Annotated in this window: 5 protein-coding genes; all 5 read right to left on the bottom strand. The window is 39.3% G+C overall.

Translation table 11 applies throughout. The features are described from left to right. Nucleotides 1-341: 341 nt before the first annotated feature. The 5 genes from ADICYQ_RS07100 to ADICYQ_RS07080 all read right to left on the bottom strand — a co-directional run bounded on the left by ADICYQ_RS07100 (nucleotide 342) and on the right by ADICYQ_RS07080 (nucleotide 7,310). Entirely contained in the window at nucleotides 342-1,226 is an 885-nt protein-coding gene (locus ADICYQ_RS07100) for a sugar phosphate isomerase/epimerase family protein (protein ID WP_020892958.1), read from the bottom strand. 32 nt (nucleotides 1,227-1,258) lie between these two features. Continuing rightward, on the bottom strand, nucleotides 1,259-2,299 hold the full coding sequence (locus ADICYQ_RS07095; RefSeq protein ID WP_040414958.1) for a DUF6807 domain-containing protein: 1,041 nt from the start codon (nucleotides 2,297-2,299) through the stop codon (nucleotides 1,259-1,261). Between the two features lie 122 nt (nucleotides 2,300-2,421). Next, nucleotides 2,422-3,765: a Gfo/Idh/MocA family protein gene (locus ADICYQ_RS07090; RefSeq protein ID WP_020892956.1), complete on the bottom strand. Its 1,344-nt coding sequence runs from the start codon at nucleotides 3,763-3,765 to the stop codon at nucleotides 2,422-2,424. A gap of 121 nt (nucleotides 3,766-3,886) precedes the next feature. Continuing rightward, nucleotides 3,887-5,908: a RagB/SusD family nutrient uptake outer membrane protein gene (locus ADICYQ_RS07085; RefSeq protein WP_020892955.1), complete on the bottom strand. Its 2,022-nt coding sequence runs from the start codon at nucleotides 5,906-5,908 to the stop codon at nucleotides 3,887-3,889. Nucleotides 5,909-5,957: 49 nt separating this feature from the next. Further along, nucleotides 5,958-7,310: a SusC/RagA family TonB-linked outer membrane protein gene (locus ADICYQ_RS07080; RefSeq protein ID WP_020892954.1), complete on the bottom strand. Its 1,353-nt coding sequence runs from the start codon at nucleotides 7,308-7,310 to the stop codon at nucleotides 5,958-5,960. Nucleotides 7,311-7,313: the final 3 nt, after the last annotated feature.

Below are 7,313 nucleotides of genomic sequence, written 5' to 3'. Positions count from 1 at the left end.
GCGACCCACGGCTATTATTGTTCAGACCCTTCAGGTCTGGGGTTTACAATAAAGCAAATGAAAATATTAATCATGACCGTCATTGCGAACCCCTTAGGGATGGGTTGAGCAGGGGGAAGGGTGTGGCATCTCGTCTTTTATGCGCTTATTTCCTGTAAATAATAAGTAAAAAAAAGAGTATAAAAGGAATCCTTTATTATAAAAAGGACCTTTTATACTCTTTGCATTAAATGATGAATGAAACGGAAAGTATTGCAGCTAAAGTCAGTAAGTAATATTTGTTAATTAATGCAAACTGTTTTACTCCCAATTCAGACGCTTCGTCATTTCATTTCAATTATTTATTTAGCATTGGCCAACATGGTATTGAAGATATCAAGTTGTTCTCTCATGGCAGCAACCCTGTCAGCAGGGGTTGTACGTGCTTCCAATAAAATCCAGCCTTTATAATTCATTTCTACGAATAAGTTCATCAATTCCTGATAAGGGTATTTGCCTTCGTTTAGCTCACGAATATGAACGGTATCACCCAACCATTTTTTAACAGAATTGAAGTTGGCTTCTAGTCCGGGAGCCATCAAATCCTGGTCGTTTGAATTCCAGCAGACTTTAACACTTTTCTCAGTCACCTGATCAAATATGGCTTTCATATTTGGCAATTGTTGTGTCAGTTTTCCATGAACTTCCACACGAACCAACTGTCCCAGATCACTGGCATATTTACCCACTTCGTTAAACGATTTGGCGATCTGTGCGATGGTTTGTTCCTTTGATACCTCAGCAGGTAGTCCGTTTGGTTTTACCTTAATACCAGTAGCACCAATGTCTTTACAGAGCTTAAGGTATTCCTTGGTGCCTTCTATGTTTTGGCGTACTTCTGCTTGATCGGTATAGTGATAAGCATAGTTTGAGCCATAGCCCAAACACGTAACTGGACTGTCCTTAAAGCGTTTTTTTACTTCTTTGCGTTCATTGGCAGACAGACTGGATTCTACTCCGTGTGCATGCTCTGTACGCAATTCTACTCCAAGAAGCCCGGAAGCTTCGCAGTTTTTTAGAAGCGTTGGAAGATCCCAGTCTTTTCCCCATTGATAGGTTACCAGACCAAGATTGATTTTGGGTTTTTTAGCGAAAGCTGCAGCAGTAGCTGGGTCCAATAATGAAAGCCCTATTCCTGCAGCGATACTCTTTTGAAGAAAATTTCGCCTTGTTTGATTGTTATCCATTGAAATGCTTGTGTTTAAAAGGAATTATTGCGTTATTTTTTAGCGTATTCGTCAGCTAAGGCATTGATCTCATCTTCGCTAAGGTGCTCAGATGCCACTACAACCCTATATTTGAAAGTAGCTGTTTCGCCCTTTTTCAAGCTGTAATTCAATTCGTCTTTGCCATCAGAAAGCGCTTTTTGTCCCAATGTGTTTGCAGCAAATAAACCGTAATCTCTAGCATGCCAGTAAGTTGGGTAGCCTGGGTTTTCTGGATGATCAATGATGATTAAAGAAACTTGCTCTCCTTTAATTTCACTGGCCAACTCCATCCAACGGGCTCTTGTACCCCATACATCTCCTCCAGTAATTCCTTCTGCACTTTTGTAATCTCCTTTCACATAAGTGTTGTCCATTTTATCAACTTTGGTTTCTACACCATGTGAATCCATCAAGGTTGTTGGTTTGTCTGAAGGCAATTCCATTTCACGGGCAACACGGATGGCAAACATGCCTTCTTTGTTATCTGTAAATTTCACTTCATCAATCAAAGCAGTTAACTCAGTAGTTCTGTCTATGATACGAATGTCTTTTCCTGCTTTAAAAGCAAATGTAGTTTTCTCTTCCAACATACTGGTGTTGTCTGGAGCTTTCCAAAGAGACTTCGTAACAAGTAAAGCTTTTCCTTTACCGCTTTTCGTTTTTTCAACAGATTGGTGGAAAATTGAACCATACCCATCCTTTTTCGAAGCTGGGATAGCTTCTGAATTGTTCCAAAAATCAAGTCCGTTTACATCACCATAATTTAACCAGATACCTACATGATGAGGGTGGTCAGTTCTGTCTCCTGCTTTATTGATCATTGGATAACTTCTGGTCAGCATATTTCCATCTGGAGAAATTACTGGCCAAAGCACAGGTTTCATTACGTTGTCAGGATAAATATAGGAAGTGAAAAGTTCACCATCCACGATTACATCTACCTTTTTTTCGGAGTCTTTGACTTCGATTTTAATGGATTCTTTGTTTTTCTGACCGAAGAGGAGAAAATTGCTGCTCATTGCCATTATTACTACTAATGCTATGTATTTCATTTGAACACTTTGTTTATACCTGAAATATAATTTAAATTCCCTTTACAAGAAAAACCTGTCAGGACGAATTTTCCTGGCAGGTTTTTCTCTAATTGGTTATCAATATTATAATTATTGATTGTTTAAACCTGGTCTGGAACTTCGAAACCTGGTCTGTAATTACGTGTTAGCATTGCATCTGCCTCTTTATCATTAACGAATGTTTCAGATTTAGGGTTGAATGTTAATACACGGTCTAATTGATAAGCTATATTTCCTAAGTGAGCCAAACCTGAAGACAGGTGAGCTGTTTCTACAGGGCCATTAAGAATGGAAGCATCATGCTTACGAACTGCCTCGATAAAATTAGCAAAGTGACCGTCAGTTCCACCGGCTCCACGATCCATTTCAGATCCAGAAGGTCCACCGTCTTGTCCTGATTTACCAGGGGTTCTATCTTTGCCAAGGAATGTTTGGTATTTATCGTATCCATCAACTACCAAATAACCTTTGTCCCCATAGAAGATATTACCTACAGTAGCTCCATCTTCAGCATTGGTGCACCATGGCCTTACTTCAAACTGAATGATTTTGTTCTCATCAGGATATTTGTATACAGATGTCAATACTTCTGGTACTGTTTTGGCATCATCCCATAAGAATTTCCCTCCCATGGAAGTGATTTTAGTAGGTAGCCCTACATCCAATCCCCACATACACAGATCTGTTTCGTGGATACCTTGGTTACCAACATCACCATTACCATAGTCAAAATTCCAGTGCCAGTTGTAATGCACAAGGTTTTCAGTAAATGGAGTTTTTGGAGCTGGTCCTGTCCATAAATCATAATCCAATCCTTCTGGTACAGGAGAAAATCCTTTGTCACCGATGCTCGGTCTCCATCTAAAAACTAGACCTCTGGCCATGTAAACATTGCCAATATATCCATCGCGCATAAGTTGAACAGCTTCCTGAACTGCAGGAGAGCTTCGAAGCTGTACACCATGCTGTACAATACGGTCGTATTTATGAGCAGCTTCTACCATTTTCCTTCCTTCGGAAATGTTATGGGAACCTGGCTTTTCAACATATACATCTTTTCCTGCTTGGCAAGCCCAGATAGTAGTCAATGCATGCCAGTGATTTGGAGAAGCAATACTGATAACATCAATATCTTTGTCGTCCATTACCCTGCGTAAATCTTGCTCCAAGACTACATCCGCTTTGTATTTTTCTTTAAAGCTTTTTTGACGCTCTTTAAGAATATTCATGTCAGGGTCACAAAAGGTCTTAATTTGGACATTTTTTTGTGACATAAAGCCTTGAATATGGCTTTTACCTCTACCATTTAAACCTAAAACTGCCGCATTAATCCTGTCATTGGCTCCAAATACGCTGGAAGGAACAATAGTAGGAATTATAAGGGCAGCCGAACCGGCTACTGCTGATTTCTTAATAAAGGATCTTCTTGATGATTCCTTATCCATATTCAAAATTGGTTTATTATTGAAGTTATAATTGATTCGACCCATTAAATTAAGAAATTCCCCTGACGAAATAATAACATCAGGGGAATTAATTTACTTTTTATTCACCAATGGTTAATTCTTATTCACCAATGGCTCTCATAGGGTCTTCATTGGGAACGCCTGGAGTTTGAACTACATGTTTCAATGGCTCTATATTCTCCTCAGCACCATTATAACCAGTAGTTTGATTCAAAATTGCTTCAACATTACCTACAAGGTAAGGCTGATATACTGGCCAATAGATGTGTTTTGGATCCATGGTATACTTGGTAGTATTATAAGTAGCCCAAGGCACTTCGTCTCTAAAGAAGGTGTTTTTTTCCATCATCCTGTCATAATAGAAACTACTCACCGAAAGAGATTTCTCGATGTCGTCTCCTGATATAGAATAAGTTTTGCCATTGTAAGCCATTTTGCCTGTTTTAGCAAAAATAACAGACATACGGACCAACTCATCATGACGGTATTCTTCACCAAACAACTCTCTGTTTCGTTCGTCAAGAACAGCACCTATTCCGTCAGTTTGAATGTCTGCAATCGTATACATATCGATAGCATTTGCTCTTTGGCGAATGGTATTGATGTCTTCAGCTACGCCTGCAAAATTGTCTTGCCAGAAGCGGGCTTCTGCTCTTACAAGATAAGCTTCTGCGATACGCATGATATACATGTCCATTTTACCACCATCTTGTCTGTCAGGTCTGTCCTGCTGATTGACAGAATAGAACTTGTACCTTGGGTATCCAAACCAGCAACGGATAGTATCTTCGCAAGTTAAGTTTCCATTGTCATCAAGTAGTTGAAGAGGCTTCAAATAATATTTGCTACCATCATCTAGTAAAGAAGGGTTGTCATACAATAAATCTTCCATTTCAAACCAGTTAAGGTCCTTATGACGGTAATCTTGCTCGTCAATTTTCCCTTTGAAATTCCAGATGTCATATTGTGAATAGTTAGTAGGTCTGGCAAATCCCTGACTTCTACCCCATTTTTTCATCATTCTACCTCTGTCGTCATTGGTGGCTTGTTGTGTATCTGTACCTGTTCTATTGGTACCAGGCTCCCAAACGCCAAGGTTTGTACTTACAAAGTTTGGTCCCCAAGCCCTGATCCTTGCAGATCTACCTTGTGTACCCAAAACAAATGGTTCATTTACTACCAACCATATCCCTTCTGGGTTGCTGGTTTTCTGATTGCCTTTGTCCATGTGCATATAGTTAATGGCATCAGCTGATGCATAACCACTTCTTCCTGGTAATGGGTTACCTGTATTAGGGTTGTTGGTATTGGCTACTTCCACTTCACTAACATCTGATGGGATCATATCGTCAGTGAAAAGTTGCGACTCTCCACCATTGATAACGTCGTCCATTAATTTTTCAGCATCAGCAAAACGAAGGTTTAGCATGTAAAATTTAGCCAATAATACACGTACGGCATCTTTTGGTGCCTGACCTACTGCCAATTGACTCTTTGGTTTAACATGCTGTACTGCATATTCAAGGTCGGCAATCATCTGATCCCATATTCCTTGCATATTGAAGGCTTTAAAATCCCTTCTGGCATCAGTAACTACATTTAGAGGGAAACCTACATTTCCAAAATCCATGGTCAACTGCATGTAGAAAAAGGCCCTAAGGAAATAAGCGGATCCTAATAGGTGGTTTCTTTCTACATCATTGGCTCCATCGGCCCATTCAGGGAAGTCAATATAGTCTATTACAGTATTTGCTTTTTTGATATGGGCATAATTGTCTGCATAAAAAGACAAAGTACGTCCTGCATCATTGTTTCTACTATTGGTAGGGGTTGCGTAGACACGTAAATCTACCCATGCATCTGGTTTATCTGTAGCAGAAACAACAGAGGCATCACTCATGTTGCTATTGAACATCAATTCACGGGTATCTCCATTCCATTGGTCGAAAACCCCTTTGTAAGCCCCGTCCAAGGCTGTTTGCAAACCTGCAGCATCCCCAAAAGTGTTTATTGGACTAAGAAAAGACAATGGCTTTTCATCCAGAAACTCCTCGGTACACGAGAACCCGAATATCAGGAATACAGGGAGTATAATTCCTTTTAATAATTTTATCTTTTTCATTTCTTTTTATTTTAATTTTGTGTTTCTAAAACTGTAAGCGTTCTATGTTTTAGAAAGTTACATCCAAACTAAAAGAATAAGTTCTTGGCATTTCTCTTGCAGATTCAGGATCGCCTAATTCTTTGATCCAAGGAGTGAAAACAGCAACATTTTCTATGTTTACGGCCAACCTCACTCTGCTTGCTTTGACTTTTTCCAAAATGTTTTGAGGCAAACTATAGCCCACTGATACATTTTGAAGCCTTAAATAAGACTGACTTAACCAAGCATTGCCACCACCCAAATTGATGGAGTTGATTCTGGCAAATTCATTTTGTCCATTTAGAGGCGTCCAGTATGGGATGTCATACCAATTGTGGTTTTTGATGTATTGTTGGGAGTTGTTGAAAGGTTCAGAAGTACCGCCTTTATATCCCAATCTAGCAAGGAAAATAACCCCAGCGTCAAAACCTTTGTACTCAAAGTCATTCCTTAAAGTAATGTACCAAGGGTTATTGGTCAATCCCAGGAATACTTTGTCATCAATGTCAATGTCACCATCACCATCCTGATCTACAAATCTGAAGTCACCTGGAAACAGGCCGTACTCTGCTGCTTCTGCTTCTTCACCTACTTGATAAACACCGTCTAGTTCCCAATCCCAAATAATGTCCTTGTTTTCACCAATGAACCATCCGTTTTGCAAATCATCTGGTTCTCTCATTTCTGTATTTCCATCACCATCAGTCATGGCGATAGGATCATTCCCTAATGTGGTAATTTTATTTATCCTATAGGTTACATTAAATGCAGAGGTCCATACAAAATCAGCTGTTGAAACATTAATGGAGTTTAATCCTAAGTCAAAACCTCTGTTTTGTAAATTACCAATATTTGTTTTAATAGATTCAAACCCTGTAATATCAGGTAATTTCTGATCCAATAATAAGGACCTGGTTTCAGACTGGTAAGCATCAAATGATCCACTTAGTTTGTCACCGAAAAGACCAAAATCTATACCTACGTTGAAGGATCCGGTTCTTTCCCAAGAAAGCGCAGGATTGGCTATTCTGATGATTTCAGTATATGGAGTTGGGACGTATCCGCCATCATAATTTAAAAAGACGTTATTGCTTAATTGAGCATAAGCATTATAAGCTTGCAATCCGCTACTGTTGCCATTGACTCCATAACTCAATCTGAATTTTAAGTAATTAAGCGTTGACGCATTTTGCATAAAATCTTCATTACTAATGGTCCATGCTCCAGACACTGAAGGGAAATTAGCATAAATGTTTTCCAAACCGAATCTGGAAAAGCCATCTCTTCTAATGGAGGCTGAGAAGTTGTACTTGTCACTGTAAGCGTAGTTTACCCTTCCCATTATACCTGTTCTTGAGTTTGTCTCATCATAGGAAGACATCGT

Source organism: Cyclobacterium qasimii M12-11B (assembly GCF_000427295.1).
Classification (GTDB): Bacteria; Bacteroidota; Bacteroidia; order Cytophagales; family Cyclobacteriaceae; genus Cyclobacterium; species Cyclobacterium qasimii.
This window is presented reverse-complemented; position numbering and strand designations above follow the sequence as displayed.